At 56.9% G+C, this 26,299-nt stretch carries 23 protein-coding genes; 19 read left to right on the plus strand and 4 right to left on the minus strand.

What is annotated here, in order from left to right; translation table 11 throughout:
* The first annotated feature begins 36 nt into the window (after positions 1-36).
* The 5 genes from dps (at position 37) to ybiO (ending at position 5,526) form a co-directional block, all read left to right on the plus strand.
* Complete coding sequence (dps, locus tag ABIE02_RS04440) at positions 37-540, plus strand: DNA starvation/stationary phase protection protein Dps (protein ID WP_336994757.1); 504 nt, start codon at positions 37-39, stop codon at positions 538-540.
* 361 nt (positions 541-901) lie between these two features.
* The gene (gene glnH, locus ABIE02_RS04445; protein ID WP_032617174.1) at positions 902-1,648 is read left to right on the plus strand and encodes a glutamine ABC transporter substrate-binding protein GlnH; all 747 of its coding nucleotides are present in this window, start codon (positions 902-904) and stop codon (positions 1,646-1,648) included.
* Positions 1,649-1,728: 80 nt separating this feature from the next.
* Complete coding sequence (glnP, locus tag ABIE02_RS04450) at positions 1,729-2,388, plus strand: glutamine ABC transporter permease GlnP (protein WP_032617173.1); 660 nt, start codon at positions 1,729-1,731, stop codon at positions 2,386-2,388.
* On the plus strand, positions 2,385-3,107 hold the full coding sequence (gene glnQ / locus ABIE02_RS04455; protein ID WP_032617171.1) for a glutamine ABC transporter ATP-binding protein GlnQ: 723 nt from the start codon (positions 2,385-2,387) through the stop codon (positions 3,105-3,107). The genes glnP and glnQ overlap by 4 nt, the downstream gene beginning before the upstream one ends.
* A 205-nt stretch (positions 3,108-3,312) precedes the next feature.
* Complete coding sequence (ybiO, locus tag ABIE02_RS04460; protein WP_032617170.1) at positions 3,313-5,526, plus strand: mechanosensitive channel protein; 2,214 nt, start codon at positions 3,313-3,315, stop codon at positions 5,524-5,526.
* 54 nt (positions 5,527-5,580) lie between these two features.
* On the opposite strand, the gene rlmF is transcribed toward ybiO, so the two are convergent.
* Positions 5,581-6,495, minus strand: a complete 915-nt coding sequence (gene rlmF, locus ABIE02_RS04465) for a 23S rRNA (adenine(1618)-N(6))-methyltransferase RlmF (protein ID WP_032617169.1) — start codon at positions 6,493-6,495, stop codon at positions 5,581-5,583.
* Positions 6,496-6,737: 242 nt separating this feature from the next.
* Between rlmF and mcbA the strand changes: the two genes are divergently transcribed.
* From mcbA to ybiJ, 5 genes are all read left to right on the plus strand, one after another.
* Complete coding sequence (mcbA, locus tag ABIE02_RS04470; protein ID WP_032617167.1) at positions 6,738-6,998, plus strand: DUF1471 family periplasmic protein McbA; 261 nt, start codon at positions 6,738-6,740, stop codon at positions 6,996-6,998.
* A gap of 271 nt (positions 6,999-7,269) precedes the next feature.
* Positions 7,270-9,555, plus strand: a complete 2,286-nt coding sequence (locus tag ABIE02_RS04475; RefSeq protein ID WP_059308452.1) for a catecholate siderophore receptor Fiu — start codon at positions 7,270-7,272, stop codon at positions 9,553-9,555.
* A 41-nt stretch (positions 9,556-9,596) separates the two neighbouring features.
* The gene (ybiX, locus tag ABIE02_RS04480) at positions 9,597-10,274 is read left to right on the plus strand and encodes a PKHD-type hydroxylase YbiX (RefSeq protein ID WP_032617165.1); all 678 of its coding nucleotides are present in this window, start codon (positions 9,597-9,599) and stop codon (positions 10,272-10,274) included.
* Between the two features lie 72 nt (positions 10,275-10,346).
* Positions 10,347-10,613 (plus strand): DksA/TraR family C4-type zinc finger protein, encoded by a 267-nt coding sequence (locus ABIE02_RS04485; RefSeq protein ID WP_032617164.1) that lies wholly within the window; start codon positions 10,347-10,349, stop codon positions 10,611-10,613.
* A gap of 285 nt (positions 10,614-10,898) precedes the next feature.
* Positions 10,899-11,159: a DUF1471 family protein YbiJ gene (gene ybiJ, locus ABIE02_RS04490; RefSeq protein WP_032617163.1), complete on the plus strand. Its 261-nt coding sequence runs from the start codon at positions 10,899-10,901 to the stop codon at positions 11,157-11,159.
* 112 nt (positions 11,160-11,271) lie between these two features.
* Here the strand turns inward: ybiJ and ybiB are convergent, their stop codons facing one another.
* Positions 11,272-12,237 (minus strand): DNA-binding protein YbiB, encoded by a 966-nt coding sequence (gene ybiB, locus ABIE02_RS04495; protein WP_032617162.1) that lies wholly within the window; start codon positions 12,235-12,237, stop codon positions 11,272-11,274.
* Between the two features lie 219 nt (positions 12,238-12,456).
* Between ybiB and ABIE02_RS04500 the strand changes: the two genes are divergently transcribed.
* The 5 genes from ABIE02_RS04500 (at position 12,457) to ABIE02_RS04520 (ending at position 17,832) form a co-directional block, all read left to right on the plus strand.
* A complete protein-coding gene (locus tag ABIE02_RS04500; RefSeq protein ID WP_032617161.1) occupies positions 12,457-12,993 on the plus strand; it encodes a fimbrial protein in 537 nt (178 codons plus the stop codon).
* A gap of 69 nt (positions 12,994-13,062) precedes the next feature.
* Positions 13,063-13,737, plus strand: a complete 675-nt coding sequence (locus ABIE02_RS04505; RefSeq protein WP_148568851.1) for a fimbrial biogenesis chaperone — start codon at positions 13,063-13,065, stop codon at positions 13,735-13,737.
* Between the two features lie 30 nt (positions 13,738-13,767).
* The gene (locus ABIE02_RS04510; protein ID WP_336994758.1) at positions 13,768-16,311 is read left to right on the plus strand and encodes a fimbria/pilus outer membrane usher protein; all 2,544 of its coding nucleotides are present in this window, start codon (positions 13,768-13,770) and stop codon (positions 16,309-16,311) included.
* A gap of 22 nt (positions 16,312-16,333) precedes the next feature.
* Complete coding sequence (locus ABIE02_RS04515; RefSeq protein ID WP_148568849.1) at positions 16,334-17,323, plus strand: fimbrial protein; 990 nt, start codon at positions 16,334-16,336, stop codon at positions 17,321-17,323.
* A 5-nt stretch (positions 17,324-17,328) separates the two neighbouring features.
* Positions 17,329-17,832 (plus strand): fimbrial protein, encoded by a 504-nt coding sequence (locus ABIE02_RS04520; RefSeq protein WP_336994759.1) that lies wholly within the window; start codon positions 17,329-17,331, stop codon positions 17,830-17,832.
* Here the strand turns inward: ABIE02_RS04520 and dinG are convergent.
* Positions 17,819-19,996 (minus strand): ATP-dependent DNA helicase DinG, encoded by a 2,178-nt coding sequence (gene dinG / locus ABIE02_RS04525; protein ID WP_144883854.1) that lies wholly within the window; start codon positions 19,994-19,996, stop codon positions 17,819-17,821. The genes ABIE02_RS04520 and dinG overlap by 14 nt on opposite strands.
* Positions 19,997-20,091: 95 nt before the next feature.
* A complete protein-coding gene (rhlE, locus tag ABIE02_RS04530; protein ID WP_032617156.1) occupies positions 20,092-21,456 on the minus strand; it encodes an ATP-dependent RNA helicase RhlE in 1,365 nt (454 codons plus the stop codon).
* 229 nt (positions 21,457-21,685) lie between these two features.
* On the opposite strand from rhlE, the gene cecR reads away from it, so the two are divergent.
* Genes cecR through ABIE02_RS04550 form a run of 4 tightly spaced genes read left to right on the plus strand, consistent with a single transcriptional unit; the run spans position 21,686 to position 26,210 of the window.
* A complete protein-coding gene (gene cecR / locus ABIE02_RS04535) occupies positions 21,686-22,363 on the plus strand; it encodes a transcriptional regulator CecR (protein WP_032617155.1) in 678 nt (225 codons plus the stop codon).
* A complete protein-coding gene (hlyD, locus tag ABIE02_RS04540) occupies positions 22,360-23,355 on the plus strand; it encodes a secretion protein HlyD (RefSeq protein ID WP_191153025.1) in 996 nt (331 codons plus the stop codon). Before cecR ends, hlyD begins: the two co-directional genes overlap by 4 nt.
* Complete coding sequence (locus ABIE02_RS04545; protein ID WP_191153026.1) at positions 23,348-25,084, plus strand: ATP-binding cassette domain-containing protein; 1,737 nt, start codon at positions 23,348-23,350, stop codon at positions 25,082-25,084. The genes hlyD and ABIE02_RS04545 overlap by 8 nt, the downstream gene beginning before the upstream one ends.
* Complete coding sequence (locus ABIE02_RS04550) at positions 25,077-26,210, plus strand: ABC transporter permease (RefSeq protein WP_032617153.1); 1,134 nt, start codon at positions 25,077-25,079, stop codon at positions 26,208-26,210. Before ABIE02_RS04545 ends, ABIE02_RS04550 begins: the two co-directional genes overlap by 8 nt.
* Positions 26,211-26,299 lie beyond the last annotated feature (89 nt).

Genomic DNA, 26,299 nt, shown 5'->3' on the forward strand with positions numbered 1-26,299 from the left:
TTACTTTGGACGCCAACATCAAGAGGAAATGAGATTATGCCTACCGCTAAACTGGTAAAAACGAAAGCACCTAATCTGCTCTATACCCGTAACGATGTCTCTGACAGCGATAAGAAAGCGACAATTGAGTTGCTGAATCGCCAGGTGATCCAGTTTATTGATCTGTCACTGATTACTAAACAGGCGCACTGGAATATGCGTGGCGCTAACTTTATTGCTGTACACGAGATGCTGGATGGCTTCCGTACTGCACTGACTACCCACCTGGATACCATGGCTGAACGTGCTGTACAGCTGGGCGGCGTGGCGCTGGGCACCACTCAGGTGATCAACAGCAAAACGGCGCTGAAAAGCTACCCGCTGGATATTCACAGCGTGCAGGAACATCTGAAAGAGCTGGCGGATCGTTATGCTGTCGTTGCAAACGACGTTCGTAAAGCGATCGGTGAAGTTAAAGATGAAGATACCGCTGACATCCTGACCGCGGCTTCCCGCGACATGGATCAGTTCCTGTGGTTCATCGAGTCTAACATCGAGTAATCCATAGCATTTTGCTATCACACCCTCGCTTCTGGCGGGGGTTTTGCACTTTTATAGTGCAGCAATTTCGCCCTCCCCGCCGCAAACGTAAAGCATTTGTAATAATCACCTCACACAATCGTTAACGAAAGATTGTTTTCTCATCAATATTTGCGCTTAATAGCTTAACGGTCAGTGATGGCGTTGCCATGCACCAAAACAGGGCTTCGTTATGGTGCATTTCAGCGCCATTGCTCCACATTTTGTGCAATGAAATTCGTATTGGCCTTTTAAAAACAACCTGTTGCAAAGTTGGCACGTTTTTTTCATAGAGCCGTTCGTTCTCGCAGGGGATCGCCCCGTGGATATAAAAGGAAATGCTATGAAGTCTGTATTAAAAGTTTCACTGGCTGCACTTACCCTGGCTTTTGCCGTTTCTTCTCAGGCTGCTGATAAAAAACTGATTGTTGCCACCGACACCGCCTTCGTACCGTTTGAATTTAAACAAGGCGATCAGTACGTTGGTTTTGACGTGGATCTGTGGGCAGCCATCGCGAAAGAACTGAAACTGGACTACACCCTGAAGCCAATGGACTTCAGCGGCATCGTTCCGGCACTGCAAACCAAAAACGTTGACCTGGCGCTGGCCGGTATCACCATCACTGACGCACGTAAAAAAGCTATCGACTTCTCTGATGGCTACTACAAAAGCGGCCTGCTGGTAATGGTCAAAGCTGACAACAACGACGTGAAGAGCGCGAAAGATCTCGACGGTAAAGTGGTCGCGGTGAAGAGCGGTACCGGTTCTGTTGATTACGCGAAAGCCAATATCAAAACCAAAGACCTGCGCCAGTTCCCGAACATCGACAACGCCTACATGGAACTCGGCACCAACCGTGCTGACGCCGTGCTGCACGACACGCCAAACATTCTGTACTTCATCAAAACCGCAGGTAACGGCAAGTTCAAAGCGGTAGGTGAATCCCTGGAAGCACAGGAATACGGTATCGCCTTCCCGAAAGGCAGCGACGATCTGCGTACTAAAGTGAACGGCGCGCTGAAAACCCTGCGCGACAACGGCACTTACAACGAAATTTACAAAAAATGGTTCGGAACTGAGCCAAAATAATAATGACGTTTTGAGCACTTTTTATCCTGGGGGCGTGCTTCGCCCCCTGTTGTTTTCACCACGGTATACAGGAACACATCATGGAGTTTGACTGGAGCGCCATCTGGCCTGCCATTCCTCTGTTGCTTGAAGGCGCCAAAATGACCCTCTGGATTTCGGTCCTCGGTCTGGTTGGCGGGTTAATTATCGGCCTCGTCGCCGGTTTCGCCCGCACCTACGGCGGCTGGATTGCCAACCACATCGCACTGGTTTTCATCGAAGTGATTCGCGGCACGCCAATTGTGGTGCAGGTGATGTTTATCTACTTCGCCCTGCCTATGGCGTTTACCGATCTGCGCATTGATCCGTTCAGCGCGGCGGTCGTCACCATTATGATCAACTCGGGTGCTTATATCGCTGAGATCACCCGCGGTGCGGTGCTGTCGATTCACAAAGGCTTTAGCGAGGCCGGTCTGGCGCTGGGGCTTTCCCGTCGCGAAACCATCCGCCACGTGATCCTGCCTCTGGCGCTGCGTCGTATGCTGCCGCCGCTGGGCAACCAGTGGATCATCAGCATTAAAGATACGTCCCTGTTCATTGTTATCGGCGTCGCTGAACTGACCCGTCAGGGCCAGGAGATCATCGCCGGTAACTTCCGCGCCCTGGAGATCTGGAGCGCCGTAGCAGTGGTCTATCTCATTATTACCCTGGCACTGAGCTTCGTGCTGCGTCGTCTTGAAAGAAGGATGAAAATCCTGTGATTGAATTTAAAAACGTTTCCAAGCACTTTGGCCAGACCCAGGTGCTGCACAATATCGATCTGCAGATCCAGACCGGTGAAGTGGTGGTGATTATCGGGCCGTCCGGTTCCGGTAAATCGACGCTGCTGCGCTGCATCAACAAACTGGAAGAGATCACCAGCGGCGATCTGATTGTCGATGGCCTGAAGGTCAACGACCCGAAAGTGGACGAGCGACTGATCCGCCAGGAAGCCGGGATGGTGTTCCAGCAGTTCTACCTCTTCCCACACCTGACGGCGCTGGAGAACGTGATGTTCGGTCCGCTGCGCGTGCGCGGTGCCGACAAAGCGGCCGCCGAGCGGCTTGCAAAAGAGCTACTGGCGAAAGTGGGTCTGGCGGAGCGCGGACATCACTACCCGTCCGAGCTTTCCGGTGGCCAGCAGCAGCGCGTGGCCATTGCCCGTGCGCTGGCGGTTAAACCGAAAATGATGCTGTTCGATGAGCCAACCTCGGCCCTCGACCCGGAACTGCGCCACGAAGTGCTGAAGGTTATGCAGGATCTGGCGGAAGAAGGGATGACGATGGTGATCGTGACCCACGAAATCGGCTTTGCCGAAAAAGTGGCCTCACGTCTGATTTTCATCGACAAAGGCCGTATTGCCGAAGATGGCAATCCGCAGACGTTGATCGAGAACCCACCGAGCCAGCGTCTTCAGGAGTTCCTGCAACACGTTTCCTGATGACAGCTCTGTTCGTACTTCAGGCCGGGTAAGGCGTCGCCGCCGCCCGGCTTTTTTGTCGCTGTTGTCAGGCGGCGCTGGCGCTTGCCCGACCCAGGGTTTTGCGACTGTTACGATTTTATCCCTGGAATCGTCCCAAAAACCCCCCGCTTCTGCGCGCCTTCTATACTTATCACTTTGCACAATATTGTCACCGGAGGACGCCGTGCCGTGGATCTTGCTGCTCCTGATAAGCCTGTTTTGCCTGCCTGCCCAGGCCGTTAGCCTGCCCGGCGTTCCTGCTGCTACCGCGACTGACGCGACAACCCCGCCCGCCGAGCCGGACGTTGAGCAGAAAAAAGCCGCCTATTCCGCGCTGGCAGACGTGCTGGAAAATGATGCCTCGCGCCAGGAGCTGATCACCCAGCTGCGCAGCGTCGCCGCCACGCCCCCACAGGAGCCGGTGCCCAAAATTACGCCGCCGGAGATCGTGGAAGAAAAGACCGTGCTGGAGAACCTGACCGACATCAGCCGTCATTACGGCGATGCACTCTCCTCCCGTTTTGCCCAGCTATACCGCAACCTGATCGGTTCCCCGCACAAGCCCTTTAACCCGCAGACATTCGTCGTGGCCGCGCGGCAGTTTTTGATCCTCGCCGGGCTAGTCTTTGCCTTCTACTGGCTGGTCAGGCTCTGCGCCTTGCCGCTGTACCGCAAAATGGGCACCTGGGGGCGCAGAAAGAACCGGGAAACCAGCAGCTGGTTCCACCTGCCGCTGACCATCGCCAGCGCCTTTATTATCGACCTGCTGCTGCTCGCGCTAACCCTGTTTATTGGTCAAATCCTCAGCGAATATCTTAATACCGGCAACCCCACCATCGCCTTCCAGCAGGCGCTGTTCCTCAACGCCTTCGCGCTCATTGAGTTCTTCAAAGCGATCCTGCGGCTGATATTCTGCCCACGGGTACCGGACCTGCGCCCCTTTGCCATTAGCGATCGCGCCGCACACTACTGGTCGCTACGCCTGAGCATTCTCAGCGGCATGATTGGCTATGGTCTGCTGGTTGCCGTGCCCATTATCTCCAACCAGGTTAACGTGCAGATTGGGGCACTGGCCAACGTGCTGATTATGCTGTGCATCACCGTCTGGGCGCTGTACCTGATTTTCCACAATAAACGCGCCATTACCGAGGGGCTGCTCCACCTTGCCGACCGCTCCCTCGCCTTCTTCAGCCTGTTTATTCGCGCGTTCGCCCTGGTGTGGCACTGGCTGGCGAGCGCCTATTTTATCGTGCTCTGCTTCTTCTCCCTGTTCGATCCGGGAAACAGCCTGAAGTTTATGATGGGGGCTACCTTCCGCAGTCTGGCCATCGTCGGGATCGCCGCGTTCGTCTCCGGGCTGCTCTCACGCTGGCTGGCTAAAACCATTACCCTGTCGCCGCACGTGCAGCGCAGCTACCCGGAGCTGCAAAAGCGGATTAACGGTTGGCTCTCCGTGTCGCTGAAGGTGGCGCGGATCCTGACGGTCTGTGTCGCCATCATGTTGCTGCTCAGCGCCTGGGGGTTATTCGACCTCTGGAACTGGCTGCATAACGGTGCCGGTGAAAAGACGGTGGATATTCTGATCCGCATCGCGCTGATCCTGTTCTTCTCCGCCATTGGCTGGACGATACTGGCGAGCCTGATCGAGAACCGGCTGGCCTCGGATATTCATGGCCGCCCCCTGCCCAGCGCCCGCGCCCGCACGCTGCTGACGCTGTTCCGTAACGCCCTGGCGGTGGTGATCAGCACCATTACCATCATGATTGTGCTGTCGGAAATCGGCGTGAACATCGCCCCGCTGCTGGCGGGTGCCGGGGCACTGGGGCTGGCGATCTCCTTTGGTTCCCAGACGCTGGTAAAAGACATCATCACCGGCATCTTTATTCAGTTTGAAAACGGGATGAACACCGGGGATCTGGTGACCATCGGGCCGCTGACCGGCACGGTAGAGCGGATGTCGATTCGTTCCGTCGGGGTGCGACAGGATACCGGCGCGTACCACATTATTCCGTGGTCTTCGATTACCACCTTCGCCAACTTTGTTCGTGGTATCGGTTCGGTAGTGGCGAACTACGACGTGGACAGGCATGAAGATGCCGAGAAAGCGAAGCAGGCGCTGAAAGCGGCGGTGGATGAACTGCTGGAGAAAGAGGATATTCGCGGCCTGATTATTGGCGAGCCGTCGTTCGCCGGGATTGTCGGGCTGACCAGCACCGCCTTTACGCTGCGCGTGTCGTTCACCACCCAGCCGCTGAAGCAGTGGACGGTGCGTTTCGCCCTCGACAGCATGGTGAAAAAACATTTCGATCTGGCAGAGGTACGGATGCCGGTGCAGATGTATCAGCTGCTGCCGTCCCCTGGCCCGACACCGCCTTCGCCGCAGGAGCCTACCCTGTAACGGACGGTGCCGTCAGACGTGCCCGATGCCGCTATGCGTATCGGGCCTCACCTGTTAACGCTGGCGACGCTTGTCGTTATCCATAAAGGTCCAGGCAATGAAGCGGCTCTGCTTCTGGCCCTGGGCCATCTCTTTTTTCACCACTTTGACCGCACCGACTTCCGTCAGCGCGCGGTACAGTGGCGGCAGGTTTTCACCGCGCGACACCAGCGTGGTAAACCACTTCACCTGACGGGCAAACTGGGCGCTCTCGGCAATCATCTTCGTGATAAAGGCCACTTCGCCACCTTCGCACCACAGCTCCTGCTGCTGGCCGCCAAAGTTCAGCGCGGCATCTGCCGCCTGGCCGAGGTTACGGCGCTTACGCTCGCTGCCGGCCCGGGCTGCTTCTGCCGAATCGTGGAACGGCGGATTGCACAGGGTGGCATCGTACTGTTCGTTTTTATGGATCACCCCGGCAAAAATCGCTGAAGGCTCTTTCTGACGACGCAGACGAATGGCGCGGGTCATGCCGGGGTTGCCATTAATAATGGCGGTGGCGTTGGCATACGCCTGCGGATCCACTTCGCTGCCGGTGAAGCGCCAGCCATATTCATGCGCACCGATCAGCGGGTAGATGAGATTAGAGCCAGTACCGATGTCCAGGATGGTCGCCTGGGCAGGCACCGCGCCATTATTCCCTTCTGCCAGCAGATCGGCGAGATGGTGAATATAGTCGGCACGCCCCGGCACGGGCGGGCAGAGATAGCCGTCCGGGATATCCCACTGCGCCACGCCGTAGAAATGGGCAAGCAGCGCCTTGTTCAGCGTCTTCACCGCCTGCGGATCGGCAAAGTTCACCGTCGGCTCGCCCGTTGGGTTCTGAATGATAAATTCGCGCAATGCCGGACAGCTCTCGCATAAGGCATTCATATCGTAACGGCTGCGGTGGCGGTTGCGTGGGTGCAACCCCGGCTTCTCGGGTGTCATGGCGTTCTCCTGTAAACAGCGGCGTAAGATACCCGTTGCGGGCGCGACGGTAAATATTTCTCTGCACTGGCGAATAAATCGCCAAAAATCAGTGACCTGTATGTATTTGATTTGTCATAGAATTGTCAAAATATGTCGTTCAAAAAATAAGCAGATCATCATCAATTTTTTGCACTAAATCACACTCTGACCCGTTCTACACTTAGTGTGCATCACCCCGTTGTCAATCAGAGGAAGTGATTATGAAAAAATACCTGGTAATGCTCGCTGCCGCTTCACTGGCAGGCGCGTCGTTTGCTGCATGGTCGATTGAATCACTCAATAGCGGCGATACTAGCCAACTCAGGCCAGCCGGAACGGTGCAGGCTTCGGGCGCAAGAGACCTCGACGATCTGCAGGATAAACTCGCTGAAAAAGCGCGTGAACAAGGTGCTAAAGGCTATGTGGTTAACTCTGCCAGCGGCGATAACACCATGTTTGGTACTGCCACCATCTACAAATAGTTCCCTCCCTGTATAACGACTGCATCCTCTCGGGTGCAGTTGATTTTTTGCCCAAAATCCACTTTGTGAAGTTTTTTAGCAGGCAATGTAAATTTACGTATTTCATTTTGTTGGCGAGAGTGATAAAAAGTCACGCCAAATGATAATGTTTATCACAATTATTATCATTTGTAGGTTCATTACGGTTATTCACGTGGCACAGGAAAAGGCACAGACCTGCCTGACAACGTAATGGAAACTCGATTCTAAAAATTATAAGTCGCTAAACAATATGGATAAAAATCGCAACGTTCCGAACAGCTTCAGTTCGCTGACCTTTTTCGCCGGCCTGTGTATCGGTCTGACCCCGGTCGCGAGTGCGCTGGCTGCGGATAATAACGAACAAAAGTCTGATGAAACCCTGGTAGTAGAAGCCGCGCAGCCTTCGCTCTATGCACCGCAGAAATCTGCCGATGCGAAGTTCAGCCGCCCGGTGGCCGACACCACCCGCACCATGACCGTGATTTCCGAGCAGGTATTAAAGGATCAGGGCACCACGAATCTGACCGACGCGTTGAAAAACGTGCCAGGCGTGGGGGCCTTCTTTGCCGGGGAAAACGGCAACTCCACCACCGGAGATGCGGTGTACATGCGCGGGGTAGATACCTCGAACAGCATTTACGTTGACGGGATCCGCGACATCAGCACCACCACGCGCGACACCTTCAACACCGAACAGGTCGAAGTGATTAAAGGGCCATCCGGCAGCGATTACGGACGTAGCGCACCCAGCGGCTCCATCAATATGATCAGCAAACAGCCGCGTCTGGACTCAGGCATTGATGCCTCTGCCAGCATCGGCAGCGCGTACATGCGTCGTGGAACCCTCGACATTAACCAGGTGATGGGTGACACCTCGGCGTTTCGTCTGAACTTGATGGGTGAAAAGACCCATGACGAAGGGCGCGATAACGTTAAGAACGAACGCTACGGCGTGGCCCCTTCCCTCGCTTTTGGCCTGGGAACGGAAAACCGTCTGTATCTGAACTACCTGCACGTGACCCAGCACAACACCCCGGATGGCGGTATTCCGACCATCGGGCTGCCGGGCTACTCTGCGCCATCTGCGGGGACCGCGGCGCTGAATCACTCGGGCAAAGTGGATACCAATAACTTCTACGGCACCGATTCGGATTACGACGACTCCACCTCTGACACCGCCACGATGCGTTTTGAGCACGACTTTAACGACAACACCACCGTGCGTAACACCACGCGCTGGTCACGGGTGAAGCAGGATTACCTGATGACCGCCGTCATGGGCGGCGCCTCCAACATTACGCAGCCCGATCGCAACAACGTGGATACCTGGACCTGGTCGCGTCTCGCTAACACCAAAGATGTCAGCAATAAGATCCTCACCAACCAGACCAACCTGACGACCAAATTCTTTACCGGCAGCGTCGGCCACGATATCAGCACCGGGGTGGAATTCACCCGCGAAACCCAGACCAACTACGGCGTGAATGCCATTACTCCGCCGCCGGTGAACATCTATCACCCGAACAGCAACGTCAGCCTGGGCGGGCTGGATAACAACGGTGCTAACGCCAACGGCCAGACCGATACCTTCGGTCTGTACGCCTTCGATACGCTGCAAATCACCCGTGATTTTGAGCTGAATGGCGGCATTCGTCTCGACACCTACCATACCGAATATGACAGCGCCAGCGTCTGCGGCGGCACAGGTCGCGGGGCTGTTGCCTGCCCGGCTGGCACGCCTAAAGGCTCTCCGGTCACCACGGTAGACACGGCAACGTCGGGCAACCTGGTCAACTGGAAAGCCGGGGCGCTCTATCATCTGACCGAGCACGGCAACGTGTACGTCAACTATGCCATCTCCCAGCAGCCGCCAGGCGGCAATAACTTCGCGCTGGCACAGGGCGGCACCGGCAGCAGTGCCAACCGCACGGACTTTAAACCGCAGAAGGCCAAAACCAGCGAGCTGGGCACCAAGTGGGAAGTGCTGGATAAGCGTCTGCTCCTGACCGCGGCCATCTTCCGCACCGACATCGAAAACGAAGTCGAGCAGAACGATGACGGCACTTATTCGCAGTACGGTAAAAAACGTGTTGAAGGGTATGAACTCTCTGCCGCAGGTAACATTACTCCGGCCTGGCAGGTGATCGGCGGTTATACCCAGCAGCACGCCAGCGTGCGCACCGGTAACAACGTGGCGCAGGATGGCACCTCTTCCCTGCCGTACACTCCAGAACATGCCTTTACGCTGTGGAGCCAGTACCAGGCCACGGATGCGATCTCCGTCGGTGCTGGCGCACGCTATATCGGCAGTATGCACCGCGGCTCTGACGGTGCGGTGGGTACTCCGTCATTCACGGAAGGTTACTGGGTGGCCGATGCCAAACTGGGCTATCGCGTTAACCGCAACCTCGATATGCAGCTCAACGTCTACAACCTGTTTGATGAAGACTATGTCGCGTCCATCAACAAGAGTGGTTACCGCTACCATCCGGGCGAGCCGCGCACCTTTATGTTAACGGCGAACATGCACTTCTGATCCCGCGTGGGGCTTCGGCCCCACCTTTCGGAGAACCTTTTATGATGTATCACATTCCGGGCGTGCTGAACGCCGATGAGGTGGCGCAGTTCCGCGCCCAGCTGGATCAGGCTCCCTGGGTCGACGGCCGTGCCACCGTGGGCAACCAGGGCGCACAGGTTAAAAATAACCAACAGGTCGATACCCAAAGCCCGCTGTACGCCAGTTTGCAGGCGGCGGTATTGCAGGCGGTGAATCAGCACGCGCTCTTTTTTGCCGCTGCCCTGCCGCGTCAGATCTCCAGCCCGCTGTTCAACCGCTATCAGCAACAGGAGACCTACGGGTTTCACGTTGACGGGGCCGTACGTAGCCACCCCCAGAGCGGCTGGATGCGCACCGATCTCTCCGCCACCCTCTTTTTAAGCGACCCCGACAGCTACGAAGGCGGCGAGCTGGTGGTGAACGACACATATGGCCAGCACAGCGTCAAGCTCCCGGCGGGGGATCTGGTGCTCTACCCCTCCAGCAGCCTGCATTGCGTTACCCCGGTTACCGCGGGCGTGCGGGTGGCCTCCTTTATGTGGATCCAGTCGATGATCCGCGATGATAAAAAGCGCGGCATGCTGTTCGATCTGGACCGTAACATCCAGGCTTTGCGCGCCCGTCACGGTGAAAGCGACGAAGTGCTCTCCCTGCTCAACCTTTACCACAACCTGCTGCGCGAATGGTCTGAAATCTAGCCCCGCGCCTTGATTGTGCGTTTTTTGACCCCATAGTTACTGGATAGCGCAATATCCTGTCAGGAGGGGTCTATGGCTTCCGGTTGGGCGAATGATGACGCCGTGAATGAACAGATCAACAGTACCATTGAAGATGCTGTTGCGCGGGCGCGAGGCGAAATTCCGCAAGGCGAAAGCCTGAAAACCTGTGAGGAGTGCGGGGAGCCCATCCCCGAGGCGCGGCGCAAAGCCGTACCCGGCGTCCGGCTGTGCATCGCCTGCCAGCAGGAGAAAGATTCACATAACGCATCCCATGCAGGATATAATCGTAGGGGATCGAAAGACAGCCAGTTGCGATGACTGGCATGGCGGCGGGTTTACCACGCAAGCGGTTACGTTCTTGTGCACGAATTTTCACCACAGGTTTGGCAAAATGTGCCCTTACCGTTGCGTCTGTAAAGCGCAATGGCAAGAAGCGTAAAGGCATTCACTGAATTTATTAATATTCAATAACTTATTTGTCATTCAAATTTTTCGAATGATGTCGTCAATTCTCTTCGATTTTATCTTTCGCAAAAAAGCGTGATACTTATCACATCGACGGAACAACGTCCCCTTAACAGAATAACCTGCGAGAGATTAACCATGAAAACCATCAAATATGCTGTTGCTGCTGTTGCCCTGACGACTCTATCTTTCGGTGCTTTCGCTGCGGAATCTCTTACCGCTGCCCAGGCAAACAGCATGAACAAAATCGGTGTGGTGAGTGCTGAAGGCGCGACCACGCTGGACGGTCTGGAAGCACGCCTGGCAGCAAAAGCTGAAGCGGCTGGCGCGACCGGTTACACCATTACCTCCGCTAACACCAACAATAAACTGAGCGGTACTGCGGTTATCTACAAGTAACCTGACCCTTATCTCTGCCCTGCTCGCCAGTTCGCTGGTGGGCTGCTCCAACCCTCATTGACCCTGTTGTTATTTTTTTGGCCCGTCCATCGCTGGACGGGCTTTTTTTTCGCTAAAAACTCTGGTTAACCCGCGCCAGTCCGGCGTCAACCGTCTCCACCTCACCGGTCGCCAGCAGGCAGCAGGCCATCTGGAGCTTCAGGGAGTGCGGCACCGCTTCGCGTCCGGCCAGGCAACTTTCTATCCAGCGGGCAGTGGTTTCAGGATCTTTCGCCTGCGGCAGGGAGACGTCGGTGTTCTCTTCCCCACGCTCCAGTATCACCCGTGTACCCGCCGTGGGATCAATCAGGGTTTGCTGCGGGCAGCGTTGCGGGTTGGCGTACACCTCCCCTTCGGTGCCGTGCATCAACAGCCCCCGGCCACCGATATCGGCAAAAAAGGTCGCCACGCGCGTGACATATTCCGGGTGCGAGACGCTGGAGAGGCGCAGCGCGGCATCCTCCGCAAAAGGCGTCGCCAGCTTGGCAAGGGTATGGGCGCTGTTACGCACCCCCATGCGCCAGCGCATCGCCAGCTGTTTTTCCAGCGGCGGGCAGAGGGTGCTGATCGGGATATAGACCGGGTGATGCCCCTCGAGCTTCGCCTGCGCCTGACCGCCGTGCAGGGTCGGCTCAATGCCCAGCAGAGTGAAAATGGTTTCTGTCAGCACGCGGGTGGGATCTTCACTGACGCCGTGCACCACCACCGGGAACCCTAGCTTTCGCAGCAGAATAGCCAGCAGCGGGGTCAGGTTGGCCTGTTTGCGTGCGCCGTTGTAGGTGGGGATTACGATTGGCATCGGCTTGAGAGCAGGCGGCGTCAGGCGCAGGGTGCGGGCCTGCATCGCGTCGTAAAAACCCCGCATCTCCGCTTCGCCTTCACCTTTAATTCGTAGCGCGATCAGAATACCGCCCATCTCCAGGTCGGGAACTTCTCCGTCCAGCATATGGGTATAAAGCATGCGGGCGGTCTCCTGATCCAGGTCGCGCGCATGGTTCTTACCACGCCCTACCTCTTTGATAATTTTACGGTAATCCACGGGATTTCTCCTTTACGACATGTTTTAAACACTATAGCCCTGATAAAGACCCGGCCGATAGCTTTTTATCCTTCGCCATTAACAGGCTGTTTTAACACAAGAATAAATTACGCAAGATTTATCGAGCATATTTGTGAATCGGGCAAAAGATTCTTATCAGGAGACATTCTGATTAAATAAACACCGGATTGTTATTGAAGATAGAAACCAGGATTGATTATGAACAAGGTGGCTTTAAGTTTATTCATCGCCGCAATGGCAGGATGCGCCGCGTCCGCCTTTGCGGCCACAAATGGCGAAGGACAGATTAACTTTAGCGGCGAAATTATCGATTCCGCTTGTCAGGTAACGAACGGTTTGAGTAATCCTCTGGATGTGCAGTTAGGTAAGGTGTCGAAAACCCTCTTTACCGGCACAGGCTCAACCAGCACCGCAACAAAGTTCGACATTCAGCTAACCAATTGCCCGGAAACGGTCACCTCTGCTGCGGTTAACTTCGGCGGGACGCCGGATGCAGATAACAATTCCACACTGGCGTTAACGCGAGATGCGGATGCCGCGACCGGTGTGGCAATTCAGCTGCTCGACACCGCCGGGCAACCCGTCAGTCTGTATACCCCTTCTCGCCAGTACCCGTTAACGGCTGGCAGTACGGTAAACGATCTGGAATTTGGTGCACGTTATATTCAGACGCAAGCGGCCGTAACCGCAGGCCCTGCCAATTCCGTGTCAACCTTTACCATTATCTATAACTGATATCATCAATTCAGAAATATCAGCCCTGATTTCGGGGCTGATATTTCTTGTTTATGTTGAGACATATTTATGCGCCATGTTTATTTACTGAGCACTCTATTACTGGTAGCCGCGACAGCGCATGCGGGTGTCATTATTAACGGCACCCGTCTTGTCTACCACGGAGATAAAAAGGAATCGTCTCTTGGCCTTTCAAATCCCGATAGCACGGATTATCTGGTTCAGTCCTGGGTTGATTCTGGCGATAAAAACATGGCCAAAGCCCCCTTCCTGATCACGCCGCCGCTATTCCGTCTGGACGGCAAGGAAGATAACGTTCTGCGTGTGGTCCGTACGGGCGGAAATATGCCCGAAGATCGCGAATCGCTTTTCTGGCTTAACATTAAAGCGATTCCCTCTTCTAAAAATCAGCAGGGGGTGAATACCCTGCAAATCGCGATTAATACGCGCATTAAGTTACTTTATCGTCCCGCGTCAGTAAAAGGCCAACCCGAAGAGGCAGGCGATAAACTGGCGTGGCATCGCGAGGGCAACGAGCTGATTGTAAATAACCCAACGCCGTTTTATATGAACTTCCAGCAAATCATGCTGAACGGCAAGAAAGTGCCAAACGTCACCTGGGCGGTACCGAAAGCCGAAACGCATTTTGCCCTTCCCGCCACTATCAGCGGTAATTCCGTCAGTTACTCCATCATTACTGATTACGGTAGCGTCAGTAAAACCTGGACCGCTGCACTCCATTAATTAAGCGGTACACGGGCGTTCCAAATAATCATGTACAGCACTAACAAGCCTTTTTCCTGTCATTTACTCGCACTGCTGGTCATTTTATGTGGCCTGGCAGTGGCGTGTTTTTCACAGCAAATATGGGCCGATGATTATTTTAACCCCGCCCTGCTGGATCTGGATAACCCCCAGCAGGGAAAAACTGACCTCTCAATCTATGAAAAAGGCCCTGGCCAGGCACCGGGTCAATATCAGGTGGCCCTTTTTATTAATAACAACAAGATTGATACCCGTGAGGTCACGTTTAAATTACATAAGGATGCCAAAGGCGACAGTTCACTTCAGCCCTGTTTTTCGCTGGGCGACTTAAAGCGTCTTGGCGTCAAAACGGAAAAATTTCCGCAACTGATGGCGAAGGGTGAGTGCGCAGAGTTAAGCGTGATTCCTGCCGCATCTGCCACGTTTAAAGTCCGCCATCAGCAGTTGCTGCTGAGCATTCCGCAGTCTGCACTGGGCCAGATACCCCGTGGCTATATCGACCCGAAAGACTTTGATGAAGGCATTACCGCCGGTTTGCTCAACTACAGCACCAACGCCAGCCAGAGCCATGCGCGCCAGCCAGGCGAGCAGGACAACAGCAGCCAGTATGTGAACCTGCGCCCGGGTCTGAATATCGGTGCCTGGCGCGTGCGAAACTACTCAACCTGGAATCGCAGCACCACCGGTCACGAAGAGCAGCACAGCTTCTCCTCCGTCTATACCTACGCTCAGCGCGATATCGTGGCGATGAAAAGCGATCTGACGGTAGGGCAAAGCTCTTCTCCGGCGGATGTGTTCGACAGCGTGCCCTATACCGGCATGCAGCTCAATTCCGACAGCGACATGCTGCCGGACAGCGAGAAAGGCTACGCGCCGATTATCCGTGGCACCGCCCACAGCAACGCGCTGGTGATGGTGCGTCAGAACGGCTACGTGATTTATCAAAATACCGTCGCCCCCGGTGCGTTTGAGATTAACGATCTCTACCCCACCGGCAGCAGTGGCGATCTACAGGTCACGGTGAAAGAAACCGACGGCAGCGAAAGCCATTTCGTGGTGCCTTACGCCTCGGTCCCCGTGCTGCAACGTGAAAAGAATCTGCGCTACAGCGTGACCGCAGGGCGCTATCGCTCTTATGACAAAGATGTTGAAAAAACTCCTTTTGCCCAGGGTAGCGCCATCTACGGCCTGCCTTACGGTTTTACTGCCTACGGCGGCGTGCAGCAGAGCAACCATTACCAGTCGCAGGCCGTTGGTGGGGGGAAAAATATGGGCGATTTAGGCGCTTTCTCTGTCGACGTCACGCGGGCCAAAGCGCTGCTTAAAAAACAGCATGCCAGCACCGGGCAGTCATGGCGCGTGCGTTACAGCAAAGATTTCTCAAAAATGGGGACTAACTTCATGCTGGCGGGCTATCGGTATAACAGCAAAGGATTCTACACCCTGGAAGATACCATAGAGTCTTATACCCGGAGTGACGACTGGTCTGCGCCGCAGCAGCGCCGCGCCCGTACCGAAGCCACCATTGACCAGACGCTGGGCGAAGGCTGGGGCTCGGTCACCCTGAGTCTGGTGAAAGAGACCTACTGGAGCCAAAGCCAGGATATGACCTCCATGAGCGTTAGCTACAACAACAGCTGGCACGGGGTGAGTTACAGCCTGAGCTATAGCCTCAATAAGAACACCAACGACAGCAACGAAGACGGTGAATCCGTTACCCAGGACAACCAGTTCGCGCTGAGCGTCTCCGTGCCACTGGATCACTGGATGCATAACACCTGGGCGACATACAACCTGAACAACACGAAAGCGGGCACCACGCAAAATATCGGGCTAAACGGCACCGCACTACAGGGTGACAACCTGAGCTGGAATATCCAGGAGGGATTGAGCAACAGCGGAAGCGGCAACTCAACCAACCTGAATGCCGATTACAAAGGAACTTATGGCGAAATCAGCGGCGGCGTGAGCCAGGACAAAAATCAGCGGAACGTTAACGTCGGCTTGCAGGGCGGTATGGTGGCCCATGCCAACGGCATCACCCTGAGCCAGCCGCTGGGGGATACCATCGCGCTGGTTAAAGCCCCAGGCACGCACGGCACGCACATTACCAACCAGACCGGGGTCAAAACCGATTTTCGCGGTTATACCGTCGTGCCCTTTGTCACCGCCTATCGCCACAACACTATTGCCCTGGATACGGAAACGCTGCCGGACGAGGCCGACGTGACCCACGCGGCGCAAGTTGTTACACCAACACGCGGCGCGGTGGTCCGCGCCAGCTTTAACACCCGCGTGGGCAGCCGGGTCTTAATGACGCTCACGCGACAGGGTAAGCCGCTGCCCTTTGGCGCAACGGTCACCACCGGGGATAAGGATAGCGAGTTTATCGTAGGCAATGACGGACAGACTTACCTCTCCGGCCTGCCTCAGCACGGAACGCTGTCTGTTTCCTGGGGTCAGGATGCCAGCGAAAGCTGTGTGGCTGAGTACCGGCTAACGGATGAGGAAAAGAAAACCAGCATCATCAACGCTGCCGCGCAATGTCACTGATTCACCGTTCAGGCTAACAATTATGCAGATTCTCAAACACTGTTTTTTCCTTCTGGTTCTTGGCACGGCGGCGTTGTTTATGCCGCACGCTAAAGCGGCGTGTACCACTCCCGATATGCCAAAAATGATCGATGTCGCCTCCGTCTCCATCCCCACCACGCTGGCGGTGGGTTCCACCATTCCGGGTACGGAACAGACCGTGCACGTGGCGGGTAATTGCGATCATTCGTATGAGAGTGGAATGGAAATTATCTCCTGCTATTACGGCAGCGGGGCCGAAATTCCAGGGCTGACTGGCGTCTATGATTCTGGCGTGCCGGGCGTCGGCGTGGCGTTGATGAATGATAAGGGGCAGCGTATCTCCGGTGGGGGAAAGACCGCGTGCGACTCCCGCAGTACCCCAATCGGCTATGTCTCGAATGATGGAAAAATGTCGTTCGACTTTAACGTGACCCTCCAGCTCGTCAAGACCAGCGAAACGGTGAAGTCAGGAACGTTAAGTCAGGCGCAAACCCAGTTTGGCATTGGCGTATTCGGCAATGACGGCATCGGCAGTCCCAATACTGTCTCCTATGCCGGTAACGTTATTCTGCATCAGGTCACCTGTTCCGTATCACCGAAAAATCTCACCATCAACCTGGGGGATTTTCCGGTCAGTGATTTCGCCGTCACTGGCACGCTCTCGTCTCCAGCCCAGGAATTTAATGTGGATGTGGATTGTGACACCACCGTTCAGCCGTTAGTGAAAATCTCCAGTGCCAATGGTTACGAACCGCAGTTTGAAGGAGTCATCAAACTCACCCAGCAAAGCGGCATGGCAACCGGCGTCGGCGTCAGAATGCTGTTCGACGACAACATTGCCACCTTTGATAGCTACGTTCCTACCCAACGTCCGGCAAACGCCAATGAAACGCTGAGGATCCCCTTCGAGGTGCGTTACGAACAGATCAGCGATGTCGTCACACCGGGGCCAGCGAACAGCATCGCGACCCTTACCCTCGCCTATAAGTGATCGTTATGAAAAAAACCGCATTGATTATGGCGCTGACGCTGCTGAGCCAGGCTCACGCAGAGGATATTCAGATTGAGATGAGAGGGAATATTTACGCCAATACCTGCATCGTAGACAGCGCCAGCAAAGATCTCACCGTCAACCTGGGGCAGGCCGTCTCAAGTGACTTCAGGAATGTCGGAGACACGGGCACGTGGAAAGCGTTCAGCCTGTCGGTATCGCACTGCCCGCAAACCCTGATGCTGGCCAACGCCTTTTTTTACGGCCAGGCCGACCGCATTCATCCGACAAAGTTTGCCAACACCGGTAGCGCCAAAGGGCTAGCGCTGGAGCTGGGCGACCCGCAGGACAATATTCTGCTTGCGCCGCAGGCGAGCTTTAACGTGCTGATCGATCAAAACACGCGCACGGCTACCTTCCCCCTTGCCGCCCGCTATTACGTCACCTCGATGCCCATCAGCGCAGGAACCTTCAGCAGCGTAGTCCAGGTGACGTTTACTTACCAGTAGGGCCACGCCGCTTAGGGCGGACGCTTTTTTTACGCCCGGCGGCGAGTGTAGCCGGACGTTTTTTCACCTCGGGTACGTCGGGCTGTTCGATAGGAAAGACCGGCAGGGCATTCAGCAGGCGCTTACCGTAATTTTTGGTGAGCAGGCGTTTATCGTAGATCACCACCTCCCCCCAGCAGCTGTGGCTGCGGATCAGACGCCCGACCTGCTGGATCAGGTTGAACGAGGCCGCAGGCAGGCTCTGTACTTCGAACGGGAAGCGATTCAGGCTTTTCAGCCACTCGCCTTCGGTGAGCACTACCGGGCTGTCGATAGGGGGGAAAGCAATCTTGTGGATGTGTACCTGGGTCAGGTAATCGCCCTTCAGATCCAGCCCTTCGGCAAAGGATTGCAGCCCCACCAGTACGCTGCGTTCGCCGTTATCAATGCGTTTGCGGTGTGTTTCAACCAGCCGGTAACGGGGCTGATCGCCCTGCACCAGCAGGAGCAGGCGCAGATCGGTGACAAAGGTTAAAAACAGCTGCATTGCCCGGGCGCTGGCAAACAGCACCAGCATGCCGGGGTATTTTTTGCTTTCCAGCTGTTCGCGGAAATAGGCCGCCATCTCGGCAAGGTGGTGCTCTTCGTTGTCGATCAGTGGCTCGTAATTCATGCGTGGAATGACCAGCTTGCCCTGCTCGCAGTGGTTGAATGGCGAGTCGAGCGCGACAAAGCGATCCCCTGCCTTTTCCTTCAGGCCGCTCATCTCCTGCAACCGCGAGAAGCTGTTCAGCGAGCGCAACGTGGCGGAGGTGACCACCACATGCGGCACGCTGCGCCAGAGCAGCTTTTCCAGCTGATCGCTGACGCGAATACCCGCGCAGTGGAAGAAGAGATGCACTTGCCCTTCTTTGACCTCCCGCGTCGCCCACTTGGTGACCGGCGCGCCGGAGGCCTGGGCCATGGACGCCAGCCGCCACAGCTTGCTTTGCCCTTCGAACATGCCCAGTGCGCGATTCATCTGCAACAGCACCCGGTGTACACGCACCACATCATGGGTGCCGGTCTTTTCACTCAGATCGTTTAAAAACAGCTCTGCCAGCCCGCGCAGTTTTTCGATGAGCTGCGCCAGCTCGCGGCAAACCGCCATGATCTCGTCCGGCAGCTCGCCCATCTCAAAGCGATGCTCCGCCTCCTGGCTGGCCGGGAGGTAGAGATTGAGGATGTTATTCAGCGAGGCGATATGAGTGTAGATGGTTTCGCAGTGTTCGCTCAGCCGCTCCGGGACCGCCAGCGGCGGGATGGTTTTCGGGCGGAATTGATCCATGCAGGTCGCCACCAGCTTGCAGAACAGATCCAGCTGCAGGCGGAACCACGGGGCGGTGATCTCGGCGCTCATCTCCAGCGCATCGCGGGCGACGTCCGGCAGGTGGTGGCCTTCATCCAGCACCAGCAGCAGGTGTTTTGGGTCCGGCAAGACCGACTCGCTCTCCATTGCCGCCATTACCAGCGCATGGTTGGCGACCACCACTTCCGCCTCCTGGATCTCACGGCGGGCGACGAAGAACGGGCACTCGCGATAGTAGTGGCAATTGCGGTTCAGGCAGCTGGCTTTGTCGGTGCTGAGCCTGCGCCACAGGTCATCACTGATGGCCTGATCGGTGTGATCGCGCAGGCCGTCCCACTTATAGCCGTCGAGATCGGTTTTGAGCTTCGCGCACTGCTCCTGCTCGGCCTTGTTATTGGGGGTGAGTTCGTCATCGAGAAACGCCAGCAGATCCTGCTGGGATGGCTCACTGCTGGCAAGGGCGGCCAGATTGCGCGGGCAGACGTAGCGCCCGCGGCCAAAGGCGGCGGTAAAGCGCAGCTCCGGGATGATTTTGCGCAGCAGGGGCAGGTCTTTGCTGTAGATCTGATCCTGCAGAGCGACGTTGGCGGTACTGACCACCAGCGTTTTTTGTTCTTCCCGGGCAATGGCGATGCCGGGGATCAGGTAGGACAGGGTTTTACCGACGCCGGTCGGAGCTTCAATTGCCAGATGTCGGCCCTCGTCACCGGCCAGCGTTTTTGCCACATCGGCAATCATCTGCCGTTGCGGTGCGCGGGGAATGAAGTCGGGGATCTGCTGTTGTAGCGCCTTATACCAGGCGGCAATTTGCGCTTTCAGCGCGGCGGTTAAAGCCATGATGAACCTGAAATACTGTATAAACAGCCACTATTGTGGCACTTTCTTAAGCGGGCCGCAAAAGAAAAGCCCGGCTTTACGACCGGGCTTCCAGATTACTGCGCTGCGGCAGGTTTACGCGGACGGCGTCGGCGCTGCTGTTCGCCTGCCGGTTTGGCGTCGCCGTCACGACGCGGAGGTTTGTTCGCGGCTTTTGGCGCACCACCTTCGCTACGGCGCGGTTGCTGCTGACCACGGCCACCGCCGCCCTGCCCGCGTCCACCGCCCTGACCACGCCCGCCACCCTGGCGACCGTTCTGGATCGGCTCGGCTTTGATTGACGGATCTACGTCGTAGCCGTCGAGAGCGATACGTGGGATCTCTTTTTTCAGCAGGCGTTCGATGTCGCGCAGCAGTTTGATTTCATCCACACAGACCAGCGACAGGGCTTCGCCCGTTGCCGCGGCACGGCCGGTACGGCCGATACGGTGAACGTAATCTTCCGGCACGTTCGGCAGCTCGTAGTTCACCACGTGCGGCAGCTCTTCAATGTCCAGGCCACGGGCAGCAATATCGGTTGCCACCAGCACGCGGATATCACCGGATTTAAAATCTGCCAGCGCGCGGGTACGTGCCCCCTGGCTCTTGTTGCCGTGGATGGCCGCGCTGCGGATCCCGTCTTTGTTCAGCTGTTCTGCAAGGTGGTTGGCACCGTGCTTGGTACGGGTGAAGACCAGCACCTGCTGCCAGTTGCCCTCGCCAATCATCTGTGACAGCAGCTCGCGCTTACGCTTTTTGTCCACCATGTGGACATGCTGGGTCACCTGCTCGGAGGCGGTGTTGCGACGCGCCACTTCCACTTCCAGCGGGTTGTGCAGCAGTTTTTCCGCCAGCCCTTTGATCTCATCGGAGAAGGTGGCGGAGAAGAGCAGGTTCTGGCGGCGAGCCGGCAGTTTTGCCAGCACGCGGCGAATATCGTGGATGAAGCCCATGTCGAGCATACGGTCGGCTTCGTCGAGCACCAGGATTTCAACGCTGTCGAGCTTCACGGCGTTCTGATGTTCCAGATCGAGCAGACGGCCCGGGGTGGCTACCAGCACGTCCACGCCGCTGCGCAGTTTCATCATCTGTGGGTTAATGCTCACGCCACCAAACACCACCAGCGAACGGATATTGAGATAGCGGCTGTACTCACGCACGTTCTCACCCACCTGGGCGGCGAGTTCACGGGTCGGGGTCAGGATCAGGGCGCGCACCGGGCGACGGCCTTTGGCGTGCGGCTCTTTCTGGATCAGACGTTGCAGCAACGGCAGGGTAAAGCCCGCGGTTTTACCGGTGCCGGTCTGGGCGCTGGCCATCAAATCGCGGCCTGCCAGCACGGCAGGAATGGCCTGCTGCTGAATAGGGGTAGGTTCGCGGTAGCCCTGCTCTTCTACAGCGCGCAGGATTTCCGGGTCCAGGCCAAGGGTATCAAAAGACATAACAACTCCGAACCGCCCCGACCGTTTCAGGTGTAGTTTTCAGGGAGATAGTGACAAATAAGAGGACAAAAACCACAGTGTCGCAAAGCAGCGGAGTGTAGCAGCTTTTGTGACGTGGCGCATAAAATATCCCGTTGGATTCCCTTAACGAAATATTTCTCCGGCTGGCTGGACTTATCACAAATCTGGCATAATCTTAATCAATCGATTGATTAAGATTATGCACACTATGAATCCGACCCCAACCACCACGAAAGGCGAACAGGCCAAAGCTCAGTTGATTGCCGCGGCGCTGGCGCAGTTTGGCGAGTACGGACTGCATGCCACCACCCGCGATATCGCCGCCCAGGCGGGGCAAAACATCGCCGCCATTACCTACTATTTCGGCTCGAAAGAGGATCTGTACCTCGCCTGCGCCCAGTGGATCGCCGATTTCATCGGCACCCACTTTCGTCCTCACGTCGAGGCCGCGACCACCCTGCTGTCCGAGCCTTCACCGGATCGCGCCGCCATTCGCGGGCTGATCTTAAATGCCTGCCACAATATGATTCAGCTGCTGACCCATGACGATACGCTGAACCTGAGTAAATTTATCTCCCGGGAGCAGCTCTCGCCCTCAGCTGCCTATCAGCTGGTGCACGATCAGGTTATCGCCCCGATGCACACCCACCTGACCCGGCTGGTGGCGGCGTATACCGGCCGCGACGCCAGTGATACGCAGACCATTTTGCATACCCATGCCCTGCTGGGCGAAGTGCTCGCCTTTCGCCTCGGGCGGGAGACCATTTTGTTACGCACCGGCTGGACCGAATTTGATGCGGACAAAGCCGCGCAGATAAGCCAGGTCATCACCTGCCATGTTGATCTGATCCTGCAAGGTTTAACCCAAAGGAGCCTGGAGTTATGAAAAAACCTGCCGTTATTCTTCTGGCCGTGGTGGTTGTGCTGGCCGCCGGATTCGGTGGCTGGTGGTGGTATCAGAGCCAGCAGGATAAGACGTTAACCCTGTACGGTAACGTAGATATTCGCACCGTGAATATGAGCTTTCGCGTCGGCGGGCGGCTGGCGTCGTTAACCGTGGACGAGGGGGACACTATCACCGCCGGGCAGACGCTGGGCGAGCTGGATAAAGCCCCGTACCAGAATGCGCTGCTGCAGGCCCAGGCGGGTGTTTCTGTCGCCCAGGCGCAATATGATTTAATGCAGGCCGGTTACCGGGATGAAGAGGTGGCCCAGGCCGCCGCCGCCGTGAAACAGGCTCAGGCAGCGTATGACTATGCGCAAAACTTCTACAATCGCCAGCAGGGGCTGTGGAAAAGCCGCACCGTGTCGGCTAACGATCTGGAAAATGCCCGCTCCTCGCGCGATCAGGCTCTGGCGACCCTGAAATCTGCTCAGGATAAGTTACGCCAGTACCGCTCCGGCAACCGCGAGCAGGATATCGCCCAGGCAAAAGCCAGCCTTGAACAGGCCCAGGCCCAGTTAGCGCAGGCCCAACTGGATCTGCATGACACCACCCTGGTGGCCCCAGCCAACGGCACCCTGATGACCCGCGCCGTCGAGCCGGGCAGCATGCTGAACGCGGGCAGCACGGTGCTGACCCTCTCCCTGACCCGCCCGGTGTGGGTACGCGCCTATATCAATGAAGCCAGCCTTGGGGAAGCCCGGCCGGGGCGCGAGGTGCTGCTCTACACCGACGGACGCGCGGATAAGCCTTATCATGGGAAGATCGGCTTTGTCTCTCCGACCGCCGAATTCACGCCGAAAACCGTGGAAACCCCGGATCTGCGCACTGACCTGGTCTATCGCCTGCGCATTATCGTCAACGATGCCGACGAAGCCCTGCGTCAGGGGATGCCGGTCACCGTCAGCTTCGACAATGGGCAAACCCATGAGTGACACGGTGATCCAGCTCACCGGCCTGGTCAAACGCTTTGCCGGAATGGACAAACCCGCCGTCGCGCCGCTCGACTGCACCCTGCATAAAGGCTATGTCACCGGGCTGGTCGGGCCGGACGGCGCAGGCAAAACCACCCTGATGCGGATGCTGGCCGGGCTACTTAAGCCCGACGAAGGCACCGCCAGCTTGCTGGGACTGGACCCGGTTCGCGACGATCGCGCCCTGCATGCGATGCTGGGCTACATGCCGCAGAAGTTCGGCCTGTACGAAGATCTGACGGTGATGGAGAACCTGACCCTGTATGCCGACCTGCGCAGCGTTACCGGCGAGACGCGGCAGAAGACCTTTCAACGCCTGCTCGAATTTACCGCGCTCGGCCCCTTCACCGACCGGCTGGCGGGCAAGCTTTCCGGCGGGATGAAGCAGAAGCTGGGCCTCGCCTGCACCCTGGTGGGTGAACCGAAAGTCTTACTGCTGGACGAGCCTGGCGTTGGCGTGGATCCCATCTCCCGCCGCGAACTGTGGCAGATGGTGCATGAGCTGGCAGGCGACGGCATGTTAATCCTCTGGAGCACCTCGTATCTCGATGAAGCGGAACAGTGCCGGGACGTGCTGCTGATGAACGAAGGGGAGCTGCTCTATCAGGGGGATCCTACCGCGCTCACGCAAAGCATGACCGGCCGCAGCCTGCTGCTGAATTCACCTCACGAAAACAACCGCCGCCTGCTGCAGCGGGTGCTGAAGCTGCCCCAGGTGAGCGACGGCATGATCCAGGGGAAATCGGTGCGGGTGATCCTTAAAAAAGAGGCCAGCGCCGATGATCTGCGCCAGCATGCGGATCTCCCGGATCTGGCCGTCAGGGATGCTGCCCCGCGCTTTGAAGATGCCTTTATCGATCTGCTCGGTGGCGCAGGCACCGCGGAATCTCCTCTGGGGGCGATCCTGCATACCGTGGAAGGCACGCCGGGTGAAACGGTAATCGAGGCCAAATCCCTGACCAAAAAGTTCGGCGATTTTGCCGCCACGGATGACGTGAACTTCGCGGTGAAACGCGGCGAAATCTTTGGCCTGCTCGGCCCTAACGGCGCGGGGAAATCCACCACCTTTAAAATGATGTGCGGCCTGCTGGTGCCCACCGCCGGGAAGGCGCTGGTGCTGGATATGGATTTGAAAGTCAGCTCCGGCAAGGCGCGCCAGCATCTGGGCTATATGGCGCAAAAGTTCTCTCTGTACGGCAACCTGACGGTGGAGCAGAACCTGCGCTTTTTCTCCGGCGTGTATGGCCTGCGTGGGCGGGCGCAGAACGACAAAATCAGCCGCATGAGCGAAGCGTTCGGGTTGGATCATGTTGCCAGCCATGCCACCGACGATCTGCCGCTCGGGTTTAAGCAGCGGCTGGCGCTGGCTTGCTCCCTGATGCATGAGCCGGACATTCTGTTTCTCGATGAGCCGACCTCCGGTGTGGATCCCCTCACCCGTCGCGAGTTCTGGCTGCATATCAATAGCATGGTGGAAAAAGGGGTCACTGTGATGGTGACCACCCACTTTATGGATGAGGCGGAATATTGCGACCGCATCGGGCTGGTGTACCGCGGCAAGCTGATCGCCCACGGCACGCCTGACGATCTCAAAGCCCAGGTGGCCGACGAGCAACAGCCCGATCCGACGATGGAGCAGGCATTTATTACCCTGATTAACGACTGGGATAAGGAGCACGGCCATGTCTGATACCGCCCTCTCCTGGCGTCGGGTGCGCGCCCTGTGCATCAAAGAGACGCGGCAGATCGTTCGCGACCCGAGCAGCTGGCTGATTGCGGTGGTGATCCCCCTGCTGCTGCTGTTCATCTTTGGCTACGGCATTAACCTCGACTCCAGCAAGTTGCGCGTCGGCATCCTGCTGGAGCAGCGCAGCGAAGAGGCGCTCGACTTTACTCACACCATGACCGGCTCGCCGTACATTGACGCCACCATCAGCGATAACCGCCAGGCGCTGATCCAGATGATGCAGGCCGGGCGCATTCGCGGGCTGATTGTCATTCCGGTGGATTTCGCCGAGCACATGGCCCGCCCGAACGACACCGCCCCCATTCAGGTGATCACCGACGGCAGCGAACCGAATACCGCCAACTTTGTGCAGGGTTATACCGAAGGGATCTGGCAGATGTGGCAGATGCAGCGGGCGGAAGATCGGGGTGAAACGTTCGAGCCGCTGATCGACGTGCAGACCCGCTACTGGTTTAACCCGGCGGCCATCAGTCAGCACTTTATTATTCCCGGCGCGGTGACCATCATCATGACGGTGATCGGCGCTATTTTGACCTCGCTGGTGATCGCCCGCGAGTGGGAGCGCGGCACCATGGAGGCGCTGCTCTCTACCGAAGTCACGCGCACGGAACTGCTGCTGTGCAAACTCATCCCTTACTACTTCCTCGGGATGCTGGCGATGCTGCTCTGCATGCTTGTCGCAGTCTTTATTCTCGGGGTGCCCTATCGTGGCTCGCTGCTGGTGCTGTTCATCATCACCAGCCTGTTTTTACTCAGCACCCTGGGGATGGGCCTGTTGATTTCTACCGTCACCCGCAACCAGTTTAACGCCGCCCAGGTGGCGCTGAATGCCGCCTTTTTGCCGTCCATTATGCTGTCCGGGTTTATTTTCCAGATCGACAGTATGCCCGCGGTGATCCGCGCGGTGACCTACATTATTCCGGCGCGCTATTTCGTCAGCACCCTGCAAAGCCTGTTCCTGGCGGGCAATATCCCGATGGTGCTGATTGTGAACCTGCTATTTTTGATTGCCTCGGCGGTGATGTTTATCGGGCTGACGTGGATGAAAACCAAACGGCGCCTGGATTAGGTTGCGCCCGGTGGCGCTCCGCTCACCGGACCTGTAAGACCCGTTGATTTTGTAGGTTGGGTAAGCGAAAGCGCCACCCGACAAGAGGA

This window comes from Leclercia sp. 1548 (assembly GCF_050435045.1).
Lineage (GTDB): Bacteria > Pseudomonadota > Gammaproteobacteria > Enterobacterales > Enterobacteriaceae > Enterobacter > Enterobacter adecarboxylatus.